General features: G+C 72.1%; 19 protein-coding genes and 1 pseudogene. 7 read left to right on the top strand and 13 right to left on the bottom strand.

What is annotated here, in order from left to right:
- Positions 1-268 precede the first annotated feature (268 nt).
- From ACFCZF_RS30475 to ACFCZF_RS30450, 6 genes and pseudogenes are all read right to left on the bottom strand, one after another.
- Positions 269-1,036, bottom strand: a complete 768-nt coding sequence (locus tag ACFCZF_RS30475; protein WP_375921868.1) for an ABC transporter permease — start codon at positions 1,034-1,036, stop codon at positions 269-271.
- A gap of 11 nt (positions 1,037-1,047) precedes the next feature.
- Positions 1,048-2,027 (bottom strand): annotated as a pseudogene (locus ACFCZF_RS30470) (ATP-binding cassette domain-containing protein).
- Positions 2,028-2,103: 76 nt separating this feature from the next.
- Positions 2,104-2,745 carry a PadR family transcriptional regulator gene (locus ACFCZF_RS30465; protein ID WP_376674358.1) on the bottom strand — a complete coding sequence of 214 codons (642 nt, stop codon included), beginning with the start codon at positions 2,743-2,745 and terminating at the stop codon, positions 2,104-2,106.
- Positions 2,746-2,770: 25 nt separating this feature from the next.
- Positions 2,771-3,319, bottom strand: coding sequence for a DinB family protein (locus ACFCZF_RS30460; RefSeq protein ID WP_376674357.1), 549 nt, complete (start codon positions 3,317-3,319; stop codon positions 2,771-2,773).
- 117 nt (positions 3,320-3,436) lie between these two features.
- Complete coding sequence (locus tag ACFCZF_RS30455; protein ID WP_376674356.1) at positions 3,437-4,897, bottom strand: aldehyde dehydrogenase family protein; 1,461 nt, start codon at positions 4,895-4,897, stop codon at positions 3,437-3,439.
- A 75-nt stretch (positions 4,898-4,972) separates the two neighbouring features.
- Complete coding sequence (locus ACFCZF_RS30450; RefSeq protein WP_376674359.1) at positions 4,973-5,797, bottom strand: helix-turn-helix domain-containing protein; 825 nt, start codon at positions 5,795-5,797, stop codon at positions 4,973-4,975.
- Between the two features lie 357 nt (positions 5,798-6,154).
- Between ACFCZF_RS30450 and ACFCZF_RS30445 the strand changes: the two genes are divergently transcribed.
- Positions 6,155-6,679: an ATP-binding protein gene (locus tag ACFCZF_RS30445; protein WP_376674355.1), complete on the top strand. Its 525-nt coding sequence runs from the start codon at positions 6,155-6,157 to the stop codon at positions 6,677-6,679.
- Between the two features lie 41 nt (positions 6,680-6,720).
- Here ACFCZF_RS30445 and ACFCZF_RS30440 read toward each other — a convergent pair whose 3' ends face one another.
- The 5 genes from ACFCZF_RS30440 to rpmG all read right to left on the bottom strand — a co-directional run bounded on the left by ACFCZF_RS30440 (position 6,721) and on the right by rpmG (position 9,130).
- Complete coding sequence (locus tag ACFCZF_RS30440; RefSeq protein ID WP_375921819.1) at positions 6,721-6,963, bottom strand: DUF397 domain-containing protein; 243 nt, start codon at positions 6,961-6,963, stop codon at positions 6,721-6,723.
- Positions 6,964-7,267: 304 nt separating this feature from the next.
- Complete coding sequence (rpsR, locus tag ACFCZF_RS30435; RefSeq protein ID WP_376674354.1) at positions 7,268-7,501, bottom strand: 30S ribosomal protein S18; 234 nt, start codon at positions 7,499-7,501, stop codon at positions 7,268-7,270.
- Between the two features lie 3 nt (positions 7,502-7,504).
- Entirely contained in the window at positions 7,505-8,707 is a 1,203-nt protein-coding gene (locus tag ACFCZF_RS30430) for a CobW family GTP-binding protein (RefSeq protein ID WP_376674353.1), read from the bottom strand.
- Positions 8,704-8,958: a type B 50S ribosomal protein L31 gene (locus ACFCZF_RS30425; RefSeq protein ID WP_376674352.1), complete on the bottom strand. Its 255-nt coding sequence runs from the start codon at positions 8,956-8,958 to the stop codon at positions 8,704-8,706. The genes ACFCZF_RS30430 and ACFCZF_RS30425 overlap by 4 nt, the downstream gene beginning before the upstream one ends.
- Before the next feature lie 7 nt (positions 8,959-8,965).
- Positions 8,966-9,130: a 50S ribosomal protein L33 gene (gene rpmG, locus ACFCZF_RS30420; protein WP_044382365.1), complete on the bottom strand. Its 165-nt coding sequence runs from the start codon at positions 9,128-9,130 to the stop codon at positions 8,966-8,968.
- Positions 9,131-9,201: 71 nt separating this feature from the next.
- On the opposite strand from rpmG, the gene rpmB reads away from it, so the two are divergent.
- The 3 genes from rpmB (at position 9,202) to ACFCZF_RS30405 (ending at position 10,497) form a co-directional block, all read left to right on the top strand.
- A complete protein-coding gene (gene rpmB, locus ACFCZF_RS30415; RefSeq protein WP_375921829.1) occupies positions 9,202-9,438 on the top strand; it encodes a 50S ribosomal protein L28 in 237 nt (78 codons plus the stop codon).
- Positions 9,439-9,493: 55 nt separating this feature from the next.
- Complete coding sequence (rpsN, locus tag ACFCZF_RS30410; protein WP_375921833.1) at positions 9,494-9,799, top strand: 30S ribosomal protein S14; 306 nt, start codon at positions 9,494-9,496, stop codon at positions 9,797-9,799.
- Between the two features lie 134 nt (positions 9,800-9,933).
- A complete protein-coding gene (locus tag ACFCZF_RS30405) occupies positions 9,934-10,497 on the top strand; it encodes a hypothetical protein (RefSeq protein ID WP_376674351.1) in 564 nt (187 codons plus the stop codon).
- 35 nt (positions 10,498-10,532) lie between these two features.
- On the opposite strand, the gene ACFCZF_RS30400 is transcribed toward ACFCZF_RS30405, so the two are convergent.
- Entirely contained in the window at positions 10,533-11,708 is a 1,176-nt protein-coding gene (locus tag ACFCZF_RS30400; protein ID WP_376674350.1) for a DUF2786 domain-containing protein, read from the bottom strand.
- Positions 11,709-11,794: 86 nt separating this feature from the next.
- Here ACFCZF_RS30400 and ACFCZF_RS30395 point away from each other — a divergent pair, with 86 nt between their 5' ends.
- The 3 genes from ACFCZF_RS30395 (at position 11,795) to ACFCZF_RS30385 (ending at position 15,078) form a co-directional block, all read left to right on the top strand.
- Positions 11,795-12,427, top strand: coding sequence for a LysE family translocator (locus ACFCZF_RS30395; protein ID WP_376674349.1), 633 nt, complete (start codon positions 11,795-11,797; stop codon positions 12,425-12,427).
- A 113-nt stretch (positions 12,428-12,540) separates the two neighbouring features.
- Entirely contained in the window at positions 12,541-13,320 is a 780-nt protein-coding gene (locus ACFCZF_RS30390) for a Clp protease N-terminal domain-containing protein (protein WP_376674348.1), read from the top strand.
- Between the two features lie 66 nt (positions 13,321-13,386).
- Positions 13,387-15,078, top strand: coding sequence for a bifunctional 3'-5' exonuclease/DNA polymerase (locus ACFCZF_RS30385; RefSeq protein ID WP_376674347.1), 1,692 nt, complete (start codon positions 13,387-13,389; stop codon positions 15,076-15,078).
- An 86-nt stretch (positions 15,079-15,164) separates the two neighbouring features.
- Here the strand turns inward: ACFCZF_RS30385 and ACFCZF_RS30380 are convergent, their stop codons facing one another.
- Positions 15,165-18,590: a BTAD domain-containing putative transcriptional regulator gene (locus ACFCZF_RS30380; protein ID WP_376674346.1), complete on the bottom strand. Its 3,426-nt coding sequence runs from the start codon at positions 18,588-18,590 to the stop codon at positions 15,165-15,167.
- Positions 18,591-18,743 lie beyond the last annotated feature (153 nt).

The following is an 18,743-nucleotide window of genomic DNA, read 5'->3' as shown; positions in this document are numbered from 1 at the left end:
CGGACCCGAGAACCACTACAAGGGCTGCACCCATATCACCAGCCGAAACGCCGCAAGTTGCACTGCCGATCGAACCCCTAACCGAACGGCATTGCCACTAGGGGGTGTCGTTCGGATCAGGCCGGCTTCAGGCAACGGTGCCTTGTTGCCGACCCTAGCGGGGTCTGGTGCGTGCAGCTGCAAGGCGGAGGAGGGCGACAGGGCGGAGCCCTGGCAACCGACGACAACGCCGCTGGGGGCACCTCCCACGCCTTTGAGGCAGTGGGCCTCAACGGCTCAGGCGGGCGAACCTCCGTACCGCCAGCGGGAAGAACACCGCGAGCAGGGCCAGTGGCCAGGCGATGGCCGCCCAGACGTGGCCGGGCTCGCCGCCGGGGCCGCCGAACAGGTCGCGTACGGCTGTGGCGGTCTGGGACATCGGGTTCCACTGGACGACCGTGCCGAGCCAGCCCGGCATGGCCTCCTCGGTGGCGAAGGCGTTGGAGAGGAAGCCGATCGGCCAGACCAGGATCTGCACCGCCTGCACCAGCTCCGGCTTGCCCGCCACCAGCGCCAGGAAGATGCCGATCCACAGCATCGCGAACCGGAAGAGCAGCAGTAGACCCACCGCGCCCAGGAAGGCGCCCGGGCCGCCCTGCGCCCGCCAGCCGAGCGCGTACCCGACCGCGATCAGCACCGTGAGGCCGAGCGCCGACTGGAGCATGTCGGCGGTGGAACGGCCCACCAGGACGGCGCCGTTGGTCATCGGCAGCGAGCGGAAGCGGTCGACGACGCCCTTGTCGAGGTCCCGGGTGACGGCGATCATGGTGCCTTCCAGGCCGAAGGCCATGGTGAGGGCCAGCATCCCGGGGACCAGGTAGTCGACGTAGTCGCCGCTCACGCCCCGGCCGCCGCCGACCAGGTAGCCGAACATCAGCAGCAGCATGACGGGGAAGACCAGGTTGACGGCGACCGCGACCGGTTGCCGTCCCCAGCGGGCCAGCTCCCGGCGGGTCATGGTCCACGAGTCGGTCAGGGCGTACGACGTGGTGTTCATGGCGTTCGTGCTCACACGGCCTCCTTGGTGCGGTCGGTGAGGTGCAGGAACACCTCGTCCAGGGTCGGGCGGCGCAGGGCCACGTCCTCCGCCTCCACACCGGCCTCCTCCAGCGCCCGTACGACGCCGGAGAGCGCCGCCATCCGGTCGGTGACCGGCGCGCTGAGCAGCCGGCGGTCGGGGTCGACGCGGACGCCGGTGAGGGGCAGCAGGGCCGCCGCGGCGGCCAGTTGTCCGGCGTGGCGCAGGACGACGTCGACACGGTCGCCGCCGGTGGCGGCCTTCAGTTCGTCCGCGCTGCCGTCGCCGACGATCCGGCCGGCGTCGACGACCGAGATGCGGTCGGCGAGCTGGTCGGCCTCCTCCAGATACTGGGTGGTGAGCAGGACCGTCGTACCGCCGCCGACCAGGGAGCGGACGGAGTCCCACACCTCGGCGCGGCCATGGGGGTCCCCCCGGTTCGAGCGCAGCCGAGAACTGGGGGAGGGTCGAGGCCGGTGGTGGGCTCGTCCAGGAAAAGCACCTCCGGTTCGGTGATCAGGGACGCGGCGAGGTCCAGGCGGCGCCGCATGCCGCCGCTGTAGGCGCTGACCGGCTTGCGTCCGGTGTCGGTGAGGTCGAAGCGGGTGAGGAGTTCGTCGGCACGCGCGCGTGCCCGCCGGGCGCCCAGGTGGTGGAGGCGGCCGAACATCTCCAGGTTCTGCCGGCCGCCGAGTTCCTCGTCGAGTGCCGCGTGCTGGCCGAGCAGGCCGATGCGCAGCCGTACGGCGTACGCCTGGGTGAGGACGTCGCGCCCGGCCACCTCGACCCGGCCCGCGTCGGGACGCAGGAGAGTGGACAGGATCCGGACCAGCGTCGTCTTGCCCGCGCCGTTAGGGCCCAGCACCCCGTGCACCATGCCGCGCGCGACGGTCAGGTCGAGCCCGTCCAGCGCGTTCTTGCCGCCGTACTTCTTGCGTGCCCCTTCGACGGTGATCGCCACGTCGGTCACTACCACTCCTTGCTTAATCAAACTTGACTACTAGCCCGGAGAGGGTATGTCCGCCACGCGGCTTAGTCAAACTTGATTAGTCGCGGTCTCCCGAATGCCGCTCCCCCGTCGCGAACGGGTTCTCCTCGCCCTCGCCGAGGACGCCGACGAACGGCTCGCCCTCCCCGGCGAACGTGTACGCGCCGCCGCGGATGCGCTCGATGAGCGCGCGGGTCCACTCGGCGCCGCTGTCGGCCGAGTGCACCCAGAGGTTCATGATCTCGCCGATGTGGCCGAGCTGCCCGGGGCCCTCCTCGGTCGTGTAGTACTCGGTGACGGACTTGCGCCACTCCCGGATGGCCCGGATCCGCTCCTCCAGCAGCGCCAGCACCTCGTCGCGTTCGAGGTCGACCATCAGGCCGAGCCCGGCGGAGAGCACGTCCGGCTTCTGGTCGTAGGCGGTCAGGGACGCGCGCAGGAGGCCGAAGAACTCCTCGGTGCCCTTCTCCGTGATCTCGTACTCGGTGCGCGGTGGCCCGCCGGCGGTCGACGGGGCGATCTCGTGCGCGTGCAGCAGGCCCTGCTTGGCCATCTGTTTCAGCGCGTGGTAGATCGAGCCGGGCTTGGCGTTGGACCACTCGTGCGCGCCCCAGTACTCCAGGTCGTTGCGCACCTGGTAGCCATGGGCCCGCCCATGCTGACGGACCGCGCCGAGCACCAGGAGACGGATCACTGACATGGGGTCCAGGTTAGGCCGGACCCGGTCATTCCCCGGCGGTGCCCTGCTCCTTCGCCACCAGGTCCCACGCCGAGGCGCCGTCCAGTGACTCGCGGACGATGTCGGCGTGGCCGGCGTGCCGGGCCGTCTCGCGGATCAGCGTCAGACACAGCCAGCGCATCGAGACGCGCTCGTCCGGCGGGAACCAGGGGGCCTTCGGCAGCGGGAAGGTGTCGTCGAGGCTGGGCACCCCCCGGACGAACGCCTCCGTCTCGGCGGCGACCTTCTCCCAGTACGCCAGCTGCGAGGAGACCGTCTCGTCCCCCACCAGTACGAAGCACTCGTGCCAGTTCGACTCGTCCCGCGCGACGGCCGGCGGTTCCTGCTTGGCGCGGGCGACCCACCCCTGCTCGACCTCGGCGACGTGCTTGATCAGTCCGGCCAGGGACAGTTCGCTGGCGCTCGGCCGGGCCGACGCCTGCTCGTCCGTCAGGCCCAGCACCGACCGGCGGATGCCGCCGCGCTGCTCCGCCAGGAAGGACAGCAGCGCACCGCGCTCGTCGCCCTGCGCTTCGGGTCGCACGTGAGTGACCATGACAGCCGCCTTTCGTCGGGTTCGGGGGTATTTCCCCCGACACCGACAAAGCTACGGGCCCTTGCGGTCAGCCTCTGTCCGCAAGGGCCCGGAACGAGCAGGAAGTACACGGGAGTACTAGAACGGGAACCCGCTCCGCCCGTGCTGCACCGAGATCCACTTCTGGGTGGTGAAGGCGTCCAGCATGGTGTCGCCGTTCAGGCGGCCGATGCCGGAGTGCTTCTCGCCGCCGAAGGGCACGATCGGCTCGTCGTGCACGGTCCCGTCGTTCACGTGGAACATGCCGGTGTCGATCTGCTTGGCGAAGTTGACGCCGCGCTCGACGTTCCCGGTGTGCACGGCGCCGCTCAGGCCGTACGGGGTGTCGTTCACGAGGCGTACGGCCTCCTCCTCGCCGTCGAACGGGACGAGGAAGGCGACCGGGCCGAAGACCTCCTGCTGGAGCAGCGCGGAGTCGGCGGGGACGTCGGTGAGGACGGACGGCTCGACGAGGTTGTCCGTGACGGTGCCGCGCACCAGGGCGGTGGCGCCCTCGGCGATGGCCTGCTCGACGACGCCCGAGATGGCGTCCGCCTGCGAGGAGTTGATCACCGGGCCGATGACGGTCGACGGGTCGCGCGGGTCGCCGGCCTTGAGGGTCCTGACCTTGGCGACGAACTTCTCGGTGAACTCGTCGGCCACCGAGCGGTCGACCAGGACGCGGTTGGCGGCCATGCAGACCTGGCCCTGGTGGACGAACCGGCTGAAGACCGCGGCGTCGACCGCGTAGTCGACGTCGGCGTCGTCGAGGACCACCAGGGCGCTGTTGCCGCCGAGTTCGAGGACCGAGCGCTTGAAGTTCGCGGCGCAGACGGTGGCCACGTGGCGGCCGACCTTGTCGGAGCCGGTGAAGGAGATCACCTTCGGGACCGGGTGCTCCAGGAAGGCGTCGCCGATCTCCGCGATGTCGGTGACGACCACGTTGAGCAGGCCGCCGGGCAGGCCGGCGTCCTCGAAGAGCTTCGCGATCAGGGTGCCGCCGACGATCGGCGTGTTCTGGTGCGGCTTGAGGACGACGCCGTTGCCGAGGGCGAGGGCCGGGGCGACCGACTTCAGGGAGAGGAGGAAGGGGAAGTTGAAGGGGCTGATGACGCCCACGACACCGACCGGCACCCGGTAGACGCGGTTCTCCTTGCCGTCGACCGGCGAGGGGATGATCCGGCCCTCGGGGCGCAGCGACAGGTGGACCGCCTCGCGCAGGAACTCCTTGGCGAGGTGCAGCTCGAAGGCGGCCTTCAGGCGGGTGCCGCCCAGCTCGGCGATGATCGCCTCGCTGATCTCCGCCTCGCGGTCCTCGACCAGGCGCAGCACCTTCTCGAACACCGCGCGGCGCGCGTACGGGTTCGTCGCCGCCCACTGCTTCTGCGCGCGCTCGGCCGCCCGGTACGCGGCGTCGACTTCCTCGACCGTGGCTATGGTGACGGAGGCCAGCTTCTCGTTGTCGTACGGGTCGAAGTCGATGATGTCCCAGGAACCGGTGCCCGGGCGCCACTCACCGTCGATGTACTGCTGGGCGAGGTCGGTGAAGTACGACGACATGTGATCCCTCAATCCCCTTAGCTGCCGCAGCCGCCGCGAGCGAGCCGCCTGATTGAGCGTCATCGTACTTACGTTTCAGGAGAGTTGGAGGAGCCCCCGCAGAAGGTCCCGGCTCTCGTCCGGGCCGGGGCTGTCCTGCTGGAGTTCCTTCAGCGCCGTCTCGTACTGGGTGACGTCCTCGTGCTTGTCGAGGTACAGCGCGCTCGTCAGCTGCTCCAGGTAGACGACGTCCGACAGGTCGGACTCGGGGAAGCTGAGGATCGTGAACGCGCCACTCTCGCCGGAGTGCCCGCCGAAGCCGAACGGCATGATCTGCAGCCGTACATTGGGGTGTTCGGACATCTCGATGAGGTGCTGGAGCTGCCCGCGCATCGCCGCGCGGTCCCCGTACGGGCGGCGCAGCGCGGCCTCGTCCAGGACGATGTGGAACTCGGGCGCGTTCTCCGCGACGAGGTGCTTCTGCCGCTCCAGGCGCAGTGCCACGCGCCTTTCGACGTCCGCCTCGCCGGCGCCCTTCATGCCGCGCCGGACGACCGCGCGGGCGTACTCCTCGGTCTGCAGCAGGCCGTGCACGAACTGGACCTCGTAGACCCGGATCAGCGAGGCGGCGCCCTCCAGGCCCACATAAGTGGGGAACCAGCTGGGCAGTACGTCGGAGTAGCTGTGCCACCAACCGGCGACATTGGCCTCCTTGGCGAGGGAGAGCAGGGAGTTGCGCTCCTGCTCGTCCGTGATGCCGTACAGCGTCAGCAGGTCCTCGACGTCCCTCGTCTTGAAGCTCACCCGGCCCAGCTCCATCCGGCTGATCTTCGACTCCGAGGCGCGGATCGAGTAGCCCGCCGCCTCTCGCGTGATCCCCCGCGTCTCACGCAGTCGCCTGAGTTGTGATCCGAGCAGCATGCGCCGCACCACCGATCCGGGCTCTCCCGCGCTCACGTTCGCCAGCCTCCCCAACCGTCTTCAGGGGCCGAAGTCTGCCACTAAAACACTCCGAGCAGTACTCGTCCGGTTACGGAAACGGAATCGAGCCAAAGGAAACGCTCGGGATCATGCACGGACCGGCCAGGAAGTGGCCGCTCCGCGAGATGAAGAGGGGGCGAAGATGACGGAAAAATTGACCAACAAGCGGTACGGGCAGGTCCATTTCGGTCACGTGCACGTGCATCTGCCCTTGCATCTGCGGTACGCATCCGAAACCATGGTCCCCGCACCACCGCGCCGCATCGCTACGACCGCGAATTCTCGGGAGTGCCTCGCATGGGGACGAATGGATCGACCATGCTCGAGCCGTTACGGCAGGGCCTTCCGCCACTCGACCCCGCGGCCGTGTCCAACGCCGCCTCCTGCGCCCTGCCGCCGCGTTACGAAGCGGTGCGCGAGGCCCGGAGATTCACCCGCAGAACGCTCGACGGCTGGGACACGGGCGACCGTTTCGACGACGTCTGCCTGGTGGTCTCCGAACTCGTCACCAACGCCCTGCGCCACGCGCTGCCGGCCGACACCCCTCGGCACGGGGAGCAGAACGGCCCCGTCCGGCTGCATCTGATGCGCTGGACCGAGCGCCTGGTGTGCGCGGTGCGCGACCCCAGCCACGACAGTCCGGTGGCCCGCGAGACGGACGACTTCTCGGCGGAGTCGGGCCGGGGCCTGTTCCTCGTCGACTCCTTCAGCGACAGCTGGGGCTGGCACCCGCTCGCCGGGACGCTCAACGGCAAGGTGGTCTGGGCCCTGTTCCGGCTCCAGAAGCCCGACGACATGACGGACCGGCCCGCCTACGAGTGACACGAACCGCGACGCCTGCCCGCGCCGCAAATCTACGCGTGTCAGCTCGCGATCAGGTGGTCGAACTCGCCGTCCTTGATGCCCAGCAGCATGGCCTCGATCTCGGCACGCGTGTAGACGAGTGCGGGACCGTCGGGGAAGCGCGAGTTGCGCACCGCCACGGCGCCGTCGGGCAGCCGCGCGAACTCCACGCAGGAACCCTGCGAGTTGCTGTGCCGGCTCTTCTGCCAGGCCGCGTCGTGCAGCTGCGTGGCGGCCATGCCGTTGTACACGTCGTGGTCCACAGGTCGCTCCCCGGTGGTGCACTGGCTGATATGGCCATTGATGCAGTGGTCAACTGATCCGGATCATAACCCTGTTCACCGTGCAGATGCATGAGCAAATGCACGTGCACGCGCAGTGTTCCCGTGGTTACAGCCTTGACGGCCGCTTTACCCGAAAGCCCTTGCTCTCTCTGACGCCCGCTCCCGAGGAGCCGTTCCCGCGTATGCCCCCAAATTCCATGAACACGCAACAACATGCGGCAGCATGCGACAACACCCGGGGGCCCGCTCACAGTGAGCGGGCCCCCGGTGCGCAGGTCAGGCGTCAGCGCACGCCGTACGGCAGCAGTGCCATCTCGCGCGCGTTCTTGATCGCCCTGGCCAGCCGCCGCTGCTGCTGGGACGTCACGCGGGTGACGCGGCGGCTGCGGATCTTGCCCCGGTCGGAGATGAACTTCCGCAGCAGATCGGTGTCCTTGTAGTCGACGTATGTCACTCCGGCCTGATCCAGGGGGTTGGGCCGCTTCCCGGCGGGCTTGCGGTCGCTCTTGCGTGGCATGGGTCAGACCTCCAGGAGGGTGTCGAAGGCGGGCGGCAGCCGCTCCCAGGCGGCCTGCCCCGCGGCGTACTCGGCGTCGGTCAGCAGGCAGGACTCCAGGAGCCGTTCCAGGCCGTCGCGGTCGAGGCCGGGGGACGTGAAGACCAGGTGCTGGCAGCGGTCGCCGTGCTCGGGGTGCCAGTCCAGCGCGGCGGCGGCGCGGCGCACCGGCGGGACCAGTTCCCAGGCGGCGTCGGGCAGCGACGCGAGCCACGGCCCCGCGCTCTCCACGCACAGGGCCCCGCCCGCGGCGTCCCAGTGCAGCAGCGTGTCCGCCTTGCCGGCGAGCCAGAACCGGCCCCGGCTGCGGGCGGCGGCGCAGGTCAGGTCCTCCAGCGCCGCGTACAGCCGCTCCGGGTGGAAGGGGCGGCGCCGGTGCCAGACGAGGGTGGCGACGCCGTGCGCGTCGGCCTCGGCGGGCAGCAGGGCGCAGGCCGGATGCTGAGCCGCCGCCGCGGCCTCCGCGTCGAAGCCGGCGAGGGCGGCCCGCGCCAGCTCCGAGGTTGCGGCGGGGGTGCCCGCCGGGCCGTCGCCGGGGCCGTGGCCGATCGGGACCCGGCGGGCCGTCGGATGCAGCTGGGCCAGCAGCTCGTGGTCCTCGTCGTCGGCCTCCGGGGAGCCGGGGAGGGAGTCGGCGAGGGCGTACTCCAGCTGGCGCGCGAAGGTGTCGGCGACGGTGCGCTGGTCGGTGGCCGCGGCGGCGAGGCCGCCCTCGGCGAGGTCGTCGCCGTTGCCGAGGTACGGCAGTACCAGTGCCGGGTCGACGGCGGTGATCACGCCGGTGACGGTGAAGCCGCCGGCCGTCACCACCTCCGCCATGGCCTTGGGCTCGACGGAGTCCCACAGCTCGACGACCGCCAGCGGGGTGCCTCCGGCGTCCGCGAGCCGTTCCAGCTCGGGGACGAGGTCCTCGCGCAGGGCGCAGCAGGCGCAGTCGTTGACCAGGGGCGCCTCGCCGGCGGACAGGATGCCGGTGGCGTCCCGGACGGTCCGTACGACCGTGCCCGCCGCGGCCGTCGCCAGGTCGTGATGGAGGACGACGCTGCCGGGCACGTCGGCCAGCAGCCGTGCCACGGCCGCCCTGCGGGCGTCGGCGTGCAGCCCGCCGACGATCACCACCGGCAGGGCCGGGCGGCCGGGGTGGTCCGGGCGGTCCGGCCCGCTCATGCCCCGTCCCGCCTTCCGTACCGCCGCTCGAAGCGCTCCACCCGGCCGGCCGTGTCCAGGACGCGGGCGGTGCCGGTGTAGAAGGGGTGGCTGACGTTCGAGATCTCGACGTCGACGACCGGGTAGGTCTGGCCGTCCTCCCACTCGATCGTGCGCTCGCTGGTCATGGTGGAGCGGGTGAGGAAGGCGTAGTCCGCGGCGCGGTCGCGGAAGACGACCGGGCGGTACTCGGGGTGGATTCCCTTGCGCACGGCGGGATCAGCGCTCCTCTCGGAAGTCGACGTGGCGACCGGCGACCGGGTCGTACTTGCGCAGGGTCAGCCGGTCCGGGTCGTTGCGGCGGTTCTTGCGGGTGACGTAGGTGAAGCCGGTCCCGGCGGTGGACCGGAGTTTGATGACCGGGCGGAGTTCGTTGCGTGCCATGCTGCTATCTTACTGAAAATGAATTCCATTAACAGCTAGGACCGTCCGGTCCGAAGGAGAGGTACGTCACCGTGTCCGCCCACTGCATGCTGACCGGCACCCGACCCGGCTTCGGCAACCGCATCTCCCACTCCCACCGGCGGACCTCCCGCCGCTTCGACCCCAACATCCAGACCAAGCGCTACTGGCTGCCGAGCGAGAGCCGGCACGTACGGCTGCGGCTGAGCACGAAGGCGATCAAGACCGTTGACGCGATCGGCGTCGAGGCGGCCGTGGCGCGCATCCGCGCGCGCGGGGTGAAGGTCTAAGAGGACTGCGGGACTGGGGGCTGAGGGACTGAGGGAATGAGGGACTGAGGAGCCGATGGCGAAGAAGAGCAAGATCGCGAAGAACGAGCAGCGGCAGGAGACCGTCGCGCGGTACGCCGCCCGCCGGGCCGAGTTGAAGGAGATCGTCCGCCGACCGTCCTCCACGGACGCCGAACGGCTCGCCGCCCAGCGGGAACTGCGCCGGCAACCCCGCGACGCGAGCCCCACGCGGGTGCGCAACCGCGACCAGGTCGACGGGCGCCCACGCGGCTACTTCCGCGTCTTCGGGCTGTCCCGGGTGAACCTGCGTGAGCAGGCACACGCCGGACATCTGCCGGGAGTTCGCAAGTCGTCCTGGTAGGTCGTCCTGGTAGCTTGCGGCTGTCTCGGGGTCCGACCCGGCCGTCCGTCCACAGCTTGGAGCTTCTGGTGACACTGGTGACTGCGACTGCGACTGCGACTGCGACTGCGACTGCGACTGCGGAGGGTACGGCTGTGGGTGCGCGCGGGCGGGTGGTCCGCCGGTCCGTGCGGGCCACCGCCGTGGCCGTCGGGCTGGTGGGCGCACTGGCGCTGACCGCGTGCACCGACGGCGGCGACTCCGACGACGGCGGCTCGGGCAGGGGCGGCTCGGGCGGGGTCGACAAGTCCTCGGCCGCGCCCAGCGCGTCCGCGTCCGCGTCCGCGAGCGCGGACCCGGGCGGCGGTAGCGGCGGCAGTGGCGGATCGCCGTCCGCGGCCGCGGGTGAACTGGAGGGCAGCTGGCTGGCCACCACCGACGGCCAGGCCGTCGCGCTGATGGTCACCGGCGAGAAGGCCGCTCTCTTCGCCACGGGCGGGACCGTGTGCAGCGGCACCGCCGGCGAGGACTCCGGCGCCCGGACGATCCGGCTGAAGTGCACCGACGGCAGCGACGACCGGGCGACCGGCACCGTCGAGTCGGTCGACGGGACGTCGCTCAAGGTGACGTGGCAGGGCGGTCTCGGCGAGGAGACGTACACCAAGTCGGAGGGCGGGTCGCTGCCGCCCGGACTGCCCACGGCCGACCTCGGCTCCTGACCCGCGCCCCCGCCCCCGCGCAGGGCGGGCGGCGGCTACGGCAGTGGTCGTCGGCGGTCGACCCGGGCGTCGTCCGCCGCGCGGGTGCCCTCCGTCCAGCCCGCCGCGTCGCCGGCGCCGCGCAGGCGGGTCGTCGTCGTCTCTGGGAACATGCGCTCCAGGCGCTCCGTGACCGCGACCTCGCGGGAGGCGAGGACCGGCAGGAGGTCCACGTCCGTCGTCGTGCCGGACTCGGCGGTGGCCGCGTCCGTCGCCGCCCGGAGCCGGGTGCCCGCGCGGTGGGCGTAGGCGGCGAGGAACGACTGACGGAAGGTCTTGGTCCGCTTGCGCCCGCCCGCGCGCTGCGCGGCCTCCGCCTTCGTCATGGCGGCCTCGGCCTGCACCAGCAGGGAGGTGTAGAGGAGTTCGACCGCCTCCAGGTCGGCCTCGAAGCCGACGACGGTGGAGAAGCCGAGGGGTTCGTTCCACACGGCCCGGCAGTGGTTCGCGGCGGCCACCGCGTCCAGCAGCACCGCCTTGGCCTGCTCGTACGGCGGCTCCACCCCGATCCGGCAGGCTCCCGGGGTGTCGGGCGAGGGCGCGTGGGCCGACAGCAGCGCCTCGTCGACGCTGTGCCGGGCCATCAGCTCCTGCGCCTTGGCGCTGAGCGCCTCCGCCTCCTCCGGATACCCGGTCGCCTCCGCCTTGGCGAGCAGCGCGCGGATGCGGGCGAGGGTGCGGGACTCCGGCCGGTTCTCCCGACGGGACGCCCCACCCGGGGCGCCCGCCGGCCCCGCCGACCCCGGCTCCCCCGGCGCCCCCGCTTCCACGGGCTCCAGCGTGGGCAGGCGCAGCAGCAGGCGGTACAGCGCGAGGACGGCGGTGGCGTGCGAGAAGCGGTCGGTGCGGGGCGGCGCCTGGTCGGGTACGTCGTCGAGCTGCGCGGCCCAACGGGGGCCGCGCGGGCGGTCGTGCGGCGCCTGGGCCCGGATCAGTGCCGCCACCAGCCGTACGTGGACCTCCTCCAGCTCGCGCCGCACGATCCGTACGAGGTCGGCGGGCTGCCAGCCGCGCCGCCAGGCCGTGGCCACGAACTCCTCCCCGCGCCGGGCGAGTTCCGCGTCCGCCGCCGGGTCGGCGGCGAGCAGCGAGGCGGCGATGTCGAGGGCGACGTCTGCGGCGTCGTACAGGGCGGTCTCGAAGGCACGGTCGACGGTGCGGGGCGTACTCACCCGGCGATGGTGCCACGGTCCCCCGGCCCGTCTCACTCCGCGGAATTCGGCCGAGACCGCGCCGCCCGGCGTCGAGCATGGCGCGCATGGTGGACATGACTCTCTACGCGGCGTTCCTCGTCGCCGCCTTCGCGCTGTGCATCACTCCGGGGCCCGACATGATGTTCATCGTGGCGATGGGCGGGCGGGGCGGCCCCACGGCGGGGGTGATGGCCGCCTTCGGGGTGGCCTGCGCGATGCTGGTGCACGCGGTCGCCGCGGCGCTCGGGCTGTCGGCCCTGTTCACGACGCTGCCGACGCTGTACCACGTACTGCGCTGGGCGGGCGCGGCCTATCTGCTGTACCTGGCGGTGAGGGCCTTCCGGGACCGTTCGGTGCCGGGCGAGGACGACGCGGCGCACCGGGGCGCGGGAATGCGGCGGGCCTTCTGGCAGGGCGCGATCACCAACCTGCTCAATCCCAAGGTGATCCTCTTCAACGTGGCGTTCCTGCCGCAGTTCGTCGACCCCTCGCTCGGGCACGTCCCCGGCCAATTGCTGCTGCTCGGCGGCACCCTCGTGGTGATGGGCTTCCTGTGGGACGGCTTCGTCGGGCTGCTGTCCGGGAGGCTGGCGGGCCTCCTCAGGCGCAGCGCGCGGGTGAACCGCTGGTTGAACATCGTCTCCGGGACGGTGTTCACGGGGCTGGCGGTGCGGTTGGTGGTGGCGTCGCCGAAGTAGCCGTACGCCCGTCGAGACGGGTAGTACGGCTCGTCAAGACGGGACATACGGCTCGTCGAGACGAGTGTCAACCGACGGTTGACACCCTTCGAAGCGCAACCTACGGTTGACACATGACGACGAACCCGAGCACCACGTCATCCGTACGACTCGACGAACTCATCACCGCGATCAAGAAGGTGCACCCGGAGCCCCTCGAACAGCTCCAGGACGCCGTCATCGCCGGCGAGCACCTCGGTGAGGTGGCCGATCACCTCATCGGCCACTTCGTGGACCAGGCCCGGCGTTCGGGCGCTTCCTGGACGGACATCGGCAAGAGCATGGGCGTCACCCGGCAGGCGGCGCAGAAGCGCTTCGTGCCCAAGGAGTCGGCCGACCTGGACGCGAGCCAGGGCTTCAGCCGCTACACGCCCCGCGCGCGCAACGTCGTGATGGCCGCCCACAACGCGGCCAAGACCGCCGGCAACGCCGAGGGCGTGCCCGAGCACCTCGTCCTCGGCCTGCTCACCGAACGCGAGAGCCTCTCCGCCAAGGCGATCGCCGCGCAGGGTGTGACCCTCGACGCGGTGCGCGCGGCGGCGACCGCGGCCCTCCCGTCCGCCGCCGCGGAGGTTCCCGAACTGGTGCCCTACGGCCCCGCCGCCAAGAAGGTCCTCGAACTCACCTTCCGCGAGGCCCTGCGCCTCGGCCACAACTACATCGGCACCGAGCACATTCTGCTCGCCCTGCTGGAGCACGAGCACGGCGAGGGCGTACTCAGCGGGCTCGGCCTGGAGAAGGAGGCCACCGAGCGGTACGTCACCGAGGTGCTGGCGGAGTTCATCGAGGTCACCGAGAAGACCGAGGAAGCCGAGGAAACCGAGGAGACGGGACCCGGGCAGGGAGAGGCCTGAGGCCCCGGCCACTGGAACTGGAGCACAGCGGGGGCCGTTGTCAGTCCCTCCTGCGACACTCGCGACATGGCTGATCGGTGGGCACTCGCCGTGGCCGAGGACGGTGGCGTGGAGGTCGCCCCCCTCGGCCCCGACGGGCTGCCCGCCGGACCGGCGCGACGGGAGGCCGGCCTCGCCGAGGCCGTGCGGAGCAGGCCGGAGGTCGCGCGCTGGGTGTGGCGGTCCACCGCCGAGACCGCTCCGCGCCTGCTCGCGTCGGGGGTGCGGGTGGAGCGGTGCTACGACGTGGAGGCCGCCGAAACCCTCCTGCTCGGCCACGAGGGCAGGTACGGGGAGCCGCACTCGGCCGCGGCGGCCCTGGCCCGGCTGCGCGACGACCCGGTACCGCCCGACCCGCCACAGCGCTCCGCCGAGCCCGGCGCGCAGTCCCCGCTCTTCGAGCCCCAGGCCGTCCACCTGCCCCTGGCCGACCTGCTCGCCGTCTACGCCGAGCAGCAGCGCCGCCACGACCGGTCCGCCCACCCCGACCGGATGCGGCTGCTGACGGCGGCCGAGTCGGCGGGGATGCTGGTCGCCGCCGAGATGAACCGCTCCGGGCTGCCCTGGCGGGCCGACGTGCACCGGGAGGTACTGCACGACCTGCTCGGCGAGCGGTACGCGGGAGGGGGCGAGCCGCGCCGCCTGGCGGAGCTGGCCGAGGAGGTGTCCGCGGCGTTCGGGCACCGGGTGCGGCCCGATCTGCCCGCGGAGGTGGTCAAGGCGTTCGCGCGGGCCGGGATCAAGGTCGGCTCCACCCGCCGGTGGGAGATCGAGTCGGTCGACCATCCGGCCGTGAAGCCGCTGATCGAGTACAAGAGGCTGTACCGGATCTGGGTCGCCCACGGCTGGTCCTGGCTCCAGGACTGGGTGCGCGACGGACGGTTCCGCCCCGAGTTCCTGGCCGGCGGCACCGTCACCGGACGCTGGGTGACCAACGGCGGTGGCGGACTGCAGATCCCCAAGGTGATCCGGCGGGCCGTCGTCGCCGACCCGGGCTGGCGGCTGGTCGTCGCCGACGCCGACCAGATGGAGCCGCGCGTGCTGGCGGCGATCTCCCGTGACCCCGGCCTGATGGAGGTGGCCGGCCGCGAGACCGACCTCTACCAGTCGGTGTCCGACCGCGCCTTCTCCGGCGACCGCGCCCAGGCCAAACTCGCCGTCCTCGGCGCGGTGTACGGCCAGACCTCCGGCGACGGCCTGAAGAACCTCGCCGCGCTCAGACGCCGCTTCCCCCGGGCGGTGGCGTACGTCGACGACGCGGCGCGCGCGGGCGAGGAGGGGCGGCTCGTGCGGACCTGGCTGGGGCGCACCTGCCCGCCGGCGGCCGGGGCGGCCGACGGTGCCGAGGAGGCGGGCCTGCCGCAGGACGACCCCTCCGACGCGCCGGGCCGGGCGCAGGAGTGGGTGCCCGGTTACGCCTCCACCGACGCCCGCGCGCGAGGCCGCTTCGCCCGCAACTTCGTCGTCCAGGGCAGCGCCGCCGACTGGGCCCTGCTGCTGCTCGCCGCGCTGCGGCAGGCCTGTGCGGACAAGTCGGCGGAGCTGGTCTTCTTCCAGCACGACGAGGTGATCGTGCACTGCCCCGAGGAGGAGGCGGACGCCGTCGTCGCGGCGATCCGGGAGGCGGCGGAGCTGGCGGGACGGCTGACATTCGGCACGACGCCGGTGCGGTTCCCGTTCACTACGGCGGTGGTGGAGTGCTATGCGGACGCCAAGTGATCGGTGGCATGCGACGCGTACGCCGGGATCGATGGCGTGCTGCGGACGCCAAGTGATCGATGGCGTGCTGCGCGGACGCCAAGTGATCAGTCGGCGGGAGGGCCCTCGGCCAGCAGTTCCCGCAACTCCCCCGCCACCGTCTTCGCGTCCGTCCCGTCCAACGCCGCCAGCGCCGCCCGCCACTGTTCGTACGCCTCCCGGTCGCGTCCCCGTTCCCGCAGCAGCAGCCCCTGCTGGTGCCGGGCGAGACCGCCGGTGTAGCGGTCGGCGCGGGCGTCGGCGCGGCGGAGCAGCTCCGCGCACTCGGCCGCGGCCCGTTCGGTACGGCCCAGCAGGCGCAGGGCGCGGACGAGACCGAGCCTGGTCTGGGACTCGCCGTGCCAGTCACCGTGCCCGCCCAGGATGCGCATGCTCTCCTCGAAGTGCTCGGCGGCGGCGCCCGGTTCGCCGAGGGTGAGGTGGGCGTAGCCGATGTTGCAGTGCGCCGAGTGCTGCACGATCACGTTGCCGATCTCGTCGCCGATGGCGAGCGAACGCCGGTGCTGCTCGATCGCCGCCCGTGGGTCGGTGTGCTCGTAGAGGTTGCCGAGATGGCTGTGGGTGATCGCCTCGCCCCACGGGTCGTTCAGCTGCTGCGAGTAGGCGAGACTCTGACGCAGCGCCTCGGCCGACTCGTCGTGCCGGCCGAGGTTTTCGAGGAGCAGGCCGCGGTTGTTGAGGCAGCGCCGGATCCGGGTGACCGTCCCGAGCCGCCGCCAGACCCCTAGCGAACGGTCGTTGAGCGCGAGCGCGTCACCGAGCCGGCCGGTCAGGAAGTGCAGGCCCGCGAGGTCGCCCAGCGCGTAGGCCTCGGCGGCCTCGTCACCGTGGCGCCGCGCGAGGGCGAGGGCGCCCCGGCCCAGTACCTCCATCTCGGCGACCCGGCCGCTGCGCTGGGCGTAGGGGAAGAGGAGACGGACGAGGACGGCGAGATGCCGGGTCCCGCCATCACCACCGCCACTGCCACTGCCGCCGCCGTGGCGCTCGACGAGGGCGACGACGTTCTCCGCCTCCAGATCGCCCCAGGCGAAGGCGTCCTCGGAGCGGGCGAAGGGCGGGACCGAGGCGACCTCCGTCGCGTGCTCCGGGGGCTGTGCGGCGGTGGGGCGGCGGCGGTCGTCCTGGTCGATGCCGGGTTCGACGATCGCGGTGAGGACGCGCTCGGCGACGGCGGCGTACCAGCGCAGGGTGATCGCGGCGATGCCATCCTTGCTGTCCCTGCCATCCGTGCCGTCCGTGCCATCCGTGCCATCCGTGCCATCCGTGCCATCGGTACTGTCGTCGCCGCGGGCGATCTCCCGGGCGAACTCGCGCACCAGGTCGTGGGGGGCGTAGCGGCCGTACGCGGTCTCCTCCAGCAGGGCCACGTCGACGAGGCGGTCGAGGGCGGCCTCGGCGCGGCCCTCGTCGGCGTCGATGAGACGGGCGAGCAGCGGTGCGCCGTACGCGGGCAGATCCAGGGCGCCGATGCGGCGCAGCGCGAGGGCGGCGTCCCGGTCGGCCTCGCGGTCGGAGGCGGCGAGCGCGTCGTGGGCGACGGCGAGGGAACGCCGCACACTCAGGTCGTCGTACTCCAGGTGGTTCAGCCGCCCTTCGGTGGCGGCCAGTTGGCCGGCGAGCGCGTCGGGGGTGAGGGCGCGCCGGGCGGCCAGGCGGGCGGCGACGACACGCAGGGCCAGGGGAAGACGGCCGGTGAGTTCGACGAGGGGGTGACCGGCGTCCGGTCCGTACCGGCTGTCGCGCCCGGACGCCGCCCGCAGCAGCGCCGCGCTCTCCGCCCCGGACAGCGGCGCGAGCGGGAAGCGGTGGGCGCCGTCGAGTGCGGTGAGCGGCGACCGGCTGGTGACGATCACCCCGCAGCCGGGGCCGGCCGGCAGCAGCGGACGTACCTGCGCGGCGTTCTCGGCGTCGTCCAGGAGCATGAGCGTACGTGTCGGCGCGAGTAGCGAGCGCAGCAACGCGGCCGCGGCGTCGGTCCGTTCGGGGACGAGCCGGGGATCGGCGCCGAGGTCGCGGAGCAGTGCGGTGAGCGCCTGTTCCTGGGTCAGCGGGGACATTCCGGGGGTGGCGCCGTGCAGGTTGAGGTAGAGCTGCCCATCGGGGAAACGTTCCTTCATCCCGTGCGAGACATGGAGCGCGAGGGCGGTCTTGCCGACGCCGGCCATACCGCTGACGACGGCTACGCGGGGGTGCGAGCCGGGGGCGAGGGCGCGGACCAGGTCGCCCCGTACGGCGTCCCGGCCGGTGAAGTGTGGCGGCGCGGCGGGCAGTTGCGCCGGACGCGGAGGGGAGGCCGCCTGCTCCGGAACCGGACGGACGGGCGGGACGTCGACGCGCGGTACGGGGTCGCGGGGGGTGGCGTCGCGGGAAGCGGCATGACGGGAGGAGGCATCGCGGGAAGCGTTCTGTGGTGCGGCAATCCGTGAGTCCTGTGGAGCGGCGCTCCGTGAGCTCTGTGGTGCGGCGCTCTGCGAGTTCTGTGGTGCGGCGCTCTGTGAGTTCTGTGGTGCGGCGCTCCGTGAGCTCTGTGGTGCGGCGCTCCGTGGGCTCTGTGGTGCGGCGTTCTGCGAGTTCTGTGGTGCGGCGCTCTGTGAGTTCTGTGGTGCGGCGCTCCGCGACGTCGGGTTCCGCTCAGCCACGCTCGGCGGCGCGGCCGCCGCCCCCCGCAGCACCTCCATGTGCGCCGCCCGCACGGCGGGGCCCGGCTCGATGCCGAGATCCTCGGCGAGGCGGGCGCGCAGATCGCGGTGGACGGCCAGCGCCTCCGCCCGCCGGCCGGTGCGATGCAGGGCCAGCATCAGCTGACGGTGGTACGCCTCCCGCAGCGGATGCTCGGCGGCGAGCGCCGACAGCTCCGGTACGAGGCTCTCCAGCCGCGCGCCACCGAGGGACAGTTCGGCGTCGTAGCACCACTCGGTGAGCAGGAGCCGCGTCTCCTGGAGCCGCTGGGCGAACGCGTACCCGCCCACCTCGGCCGGCAGCCCGGCGAGCGGCGCGCCCCGCCACAGCGCCAGTGCGGCCGAGCCCGCGCGCACGACCCGAGCCCAGTCGCCGTCGGCGTGCGCGGCGCGCGCCTCGCTCGCGGCGGCCTCGAAGACGTGGACGTCGACCTCGCCCTCCTCGACCCGCAGGAGGTAGCCGGACGGTACGGTGCGCAGCCGGCCGGGCTCGTCGATCAGCCGCCGCAGCCGGGTCACGTGATTGTGCAGCGAGGCCCGCGCGGACACCGGCGGGGCGCCGCCCCACAGCGCGTCCTCGAGCGACTCGACGGACACGGCCCGCCCCGCCTCCAGCAGCAGCGCGGCGAGCAGGGCCCGGGCCTTGGGACTGGCGACAGGAATGGGGACGGGGACGGGGACAGGGATGGGAACGGGGACGGGAACGGGAGCGGCATCGGCCACCGGGACGGCGGCATCGGCGGCGTACAGGACCGGTGGCCCCAGCAGCCCGAACCGCAGGCGGTACCGCCTCACTCCGCCCTACCACCTTCCTCACGGCGGTTTTCCGCCACGGCCGTCTCCGTCACGGCGACCCCTCGTCAACGAAGAACCGTTGGCCACATGTTAGCGATCCGTTGGCAAGGTCTGATGTGATCACATCATCGGATCTGGCCCGGGGGTGCGCGC

This window comes from Streptomyces sp. NPDC056296, from assembly GCF_042268605.1.
Lineage (GTDB): Bacteria > Actinomycetota > Actinomycetes > Streptomycetales > Streptomycetaceae > Streptomyces.
The sequence above is the reverse complement of the archived record's forward strand: the minus strand, read 5'-3'. Positions and strand labels throughout refer to the sequence as shown.

What these genes read in the sequence shown, in the direction of transcription:
- rpsR (WP_376674354.1), bottom strand. Translation starts at nt 7,501, where the DNA reads ATGCCACGCAAGAGCGACCGCAAGCCCGCCGGGAAGCGGCCCAACCCC.
- ACFCZF_RS30455 (WP_376674356.1), bottom strand. Translation starts at nt 4,897, where the DNA reads ATGTCGTCGTACTTCACCGACCTCGCCCAGCAGTACATCGACGGTGAG.
- ACFCZF_RS30475 (WP_375921868.1), bottom strand. Translation starts at nt 1,036, where the DNA reads ATGAACACCACGTCGTACGCCCTGACCGACTCGTGGACCATGACCCGC.
- ACFCZF_RS30445 (WP_376674355.1), top strand. Translation starts at nt 6,155, where the DNA reads ATGGGGACGAATGGATCGACCATGCTCGAGCCGTTACGGCAGGGCCTT.
- ACFCZF_RS30450 (WP_376674359.1), bottom strand. Translation starts at nt 5,797, where the DNA reads ATGCTGCTCGGATCACAACTCAGGCGACTGCGTGAGACGCGGGGGATC.
- ACFCZF_RS30460 (WP_376674357.1), bottom strand. Translation starts at nt 3,319, where the DNA reads ATGGTCACTCACGTGCGACCCGAAGCGCAGGGCGACGAGCGCGGTGCG.
- rpmG (WP_044382365.1), bottom strand. Translation starts at nt 9,130, where the DNA reads ATGGCACGCAACGAACTCCGCCCGGTCATCAAACTCCGGTCCACCGCC.
- ACFCZF_RS30395 (WP_376674349.1), top strand. Translation starts at nt 11,795, where the DNA reads ATGGTGGACATGACTCTCTACGCGGCGTTCCTCGTCGCCGCCTTCGCG.
- rpsN (WP_375921833.1), top strand. Translation starts at nt 9,494, where the DNA reads ATGGCGAAGAAGAGCAAGATCGCGAAGAACGAGCAGCGGCAGGAGACC.
- ACFCZF_RS30430 (WP_376674353.1), bottom strand. Translation starts at nt 8,707, where the DNA reads ATGAGCGGGCCGGACCGCCCGGACCACCCCGGCCGCCCGGCCCTGCCG.
- ACFCZF_RS30465 (WP_376674358.1), bottom strand. Translation starts at nt 2,745, where the DNA reads ATGTCAGTGATCCGTCTCCTGGTGCTCGGCGCGGTCCGTCAGCATGGG.
- ACFCZF_RS30390 (WP_376674348.1), top strand. Translation starts at nt 12,541, where the DNA reads ATGACGACGAACCCGAGCACCACGTCATCCGTACGACTCGACGAACTC.
- ACFCZF_RS30385 (WP_376674347.1), top strand. Translation starts at nt 13,387, where the DNA reads ATGGCTGATCGGTGGGCACTCGCCGTGGCCGAGGACGGTGGCGTGGAG.